This window comes from Trebonia sp., assembly GCF_049794275.1.
Classification (GTDB): Bacteria; Actinomycetota; Actinomycetes; order Streptosporangiales; family Streptosporangiaceae; genus Trebonia.
This window is the reverse complement of the sequence record NZ_JBARCR010000878.1, coordinates 1-2,376: the sequence shown is the minus strand read 5'-3', so window position 1 is coordinate 2,376 and position 2,376 is coordinate 1. Positions and strand designations below refer to the sequence as shown.

The following is a 2,376-nucleotide window of genomic DNA, read 5'->3' as shown; positions in this document are numbered from 1 at the left end:
GCGCGGGTGAATCGCGGTCCTGATCAGTCCCCGGCGTTTTCCAGCGACGGGAACGCGAGGGTGAACGCCGATCCGGCTGGCCCGGTCCGCACCTCGACGGTGCCTTCGTTCGCCTGCGCGACGCTGCCGACGATGGCCAGCCCCAGCCCCGCGCCCGGCATTCCTCGCGCGTCGGGCGCCCGGTAGAAGCGCTCGAAGATGTGCGGGAGATCCTCGACCGCGATGCCCGGCCCGCGATCGCTGACCACCACCCGGCCGTCCTCGACGACGACGCGGACCGCGACGCCTGGCGGACTCCACTTGACGGCGTTGTCGATCAGGTTGCCGACGGCGTGATCGACCGCGGCGGGGTCGACGTGCACCAGGCACGGGCTCAGCTCGGCCTCGATGACCGCGTGCGGGCCTCGCTGGCCCAGGCGGTGCACCGCCTGGCCGGTGAGCAGGTCCAGCCGCACGGTCTCGCGATGCGGTGCGGACTCGTGGTAGCGGGCGAGGTCGAGCAGGTCGGTGATCAGCTGGTCGAGCTCGCCGGCCTGCTCCCGTGCCGCCCGCACCAGGCCGGGCGCCTGCGGGTCGGCCAGGCCTGCGCCGTCCTCGAGCAGGTCCAGGTTCGTCGTCAGGCTGGTCAGCGGGGTGCGCAGTTCGTGCGAGGCGTCGGCGACGAGCTGCCGCTGCGCGGTGACCGAATCATGCAGCGCGGCCAGCATGGAGCCGAAGGACGAGCTGAGCCGGCCCACCTCGTCGCTGGTCCCGGCGCCGTTAGGCCCGGTGAAGCGACGGGCGGTGAGGTCGCGGGTCTTGGTGATGTGCTCGGCGGTCGCGGTGAGCTCAGCGATGGGCCGGAGAATGCGGCCCGCGGTCAGCCGCGCCGCGCCGTAGGTGATGCCCGCGGCCCCGACGGTCAGCGCGGCCAGCAGCAGGGCCGCGTCGCGCAGCGTGCCGTCGTCGGCGTCCGTGGCCCGGCTGGCGCGCACCAGCCCGGCATCTGACCCGCCGGGCATGGCCGCGGTATAGACCCGGAACTGATGTCCGCCCATGTCCACGGTGGCGAAGTAGGGCGGCTGCGCGCCCTCGGCTACCGCGACGTCCTGGCTGCCGAGGGGCCCGAACTGGCTAGGCTGACCCACGGCCACCGGACCATTGGACAGCTGCAGTTCTACACTGCCCACCGTGACCGGCCTCTCGAAGTCGGGGATAGATCCGCTAGTGCCCGCGGCCGGCTGCTTGATTTGCTGGACGACGCTCGAGGCTTGCTGGGCAGCATCGATAAGGGTCGCGTCGACGCGGGAATGCACGCTCGCGGCGTAGACGAAATACAGCACGCCGCTGACCGCGGCGACGACGATCAGCACGCCGACCGCCGCCGCCGCCGAGACCCGGTTCCGCAGCGTCATGGCGCGTCGCGCAGGACGTAGCCGAGCCCGCGCACGGTGTGCAGGATGCGCGGCTCGCCGGCCGACTCGAGCTTGGCGCGCAGGTAGCTCATGTACACCCACAGGTTGTGCGAGCGCAGGCCGAAGTCGTAGCCCCAGACCGCCTGGAAGATCTGCGAGTGGCTCAGTACCCGGCCAGGGTTGCGCAGGAACAGTTCGAGGAGCAGGTACTCGGTGCGGGTGACGGGAACCTCGCGCCCGCCCCTCGTCACCCGAGCCGCCGCCAGGTCGAGCACCAGGTCGCCGTAGCTGAGCTGTTCGGCACTGGCCGCGTTGCGGCGCAGCAGCGCGCGCAGCCGGGCGCGCAGCTCGGCGAGCGCGAACGGCTTGGCGAGGTAGTCGTCTGCGCCCGCGTCCAGGCCGGCGACGCGATCGTCGACCAGGTCGCGGGCGGTGAGCATCAAGATCGGCGTCCGGTCGCCGCGGGACCTGAGCCGACGGCACACCTCGAGGCCGTTCGGCTCGCGCATGGCGACGTCGAGCACGATCGCGTCGACGCTCGTCGCCGCCATGTGGGCGAGCGCGGCTCCGCCGCTGTCGGCGGCCAGCACCTCATACCCGTCACGCCCCAGCGCGGTGGAAAGCGATTGGCGCACCGCCGCGTCGTCATCGACAACGAGGACCCGCACGTCATCCATTATGCGCGGGACCTCGCCGACGCCGGCACTTCTTAATTGCCGCCCACGCTGCGCCCGGCCGCTTGCTTGGCCGCGTCCAGCGCGGCGGCCAGCCGGGCCGGGGTCACGCCGAGCTGGTGAGCGATCGCGGCGAACGCCGGGCTGGCGGGGTCCACGCCGTCCCTGTCGCTCAGCGCGTTGATCTCATTGAGCGCGCGCTGGGCGGCGCTGTCGCTGACGCCGAGCTGGCTGGCGAGGGCGGTCGCCATCGCCTGCGCGGCCTGCCTCTCAAGCGTCCCGGACTGCCGCGCCGCGGCCTTCCTGGC

Annotated in this window: 3 protein-coding genes; all 3 read right to left on the bottom strand. The window is 72.5% G+C overall.

Annotated features, from left to right (window positions below; genetic code table 11):
- Positions 1 to 23: 23 nt before the first annotated feature.
- A complete protein-coding gene (locus tag WA805_RS22650) occupies positions 24 to 1,394 on the bottom strand; it encodes a HAMP domain-containing sensor histidine kinase (RefSeq protein WP_425243347.1) in 1,371 nt (456 codons plus the stop codon).
- A complete protein-coding gene (locus WA805_RS22645; RefSeq protein WP_422323083.1) occupies positions 1,391 to 2,062 on the bottom strand; it encodes a response regulator transcription factor in 672 nt (223 codons plus the stop codon). Before WA805_RS22645 ends, WA805_RS22650 begins: the two co-directional genes overlap by 4 nt.
- Before the next feature lie 41 nt (positions 2,063 to 2,103).
- The coding region (locus WA805_RS22640; RefSeq protein WP_425243346.1) for a hypothetical protein at positions 2,104 to 2,376 on the bottom strand (273 nt) is incomplete at its 5' end.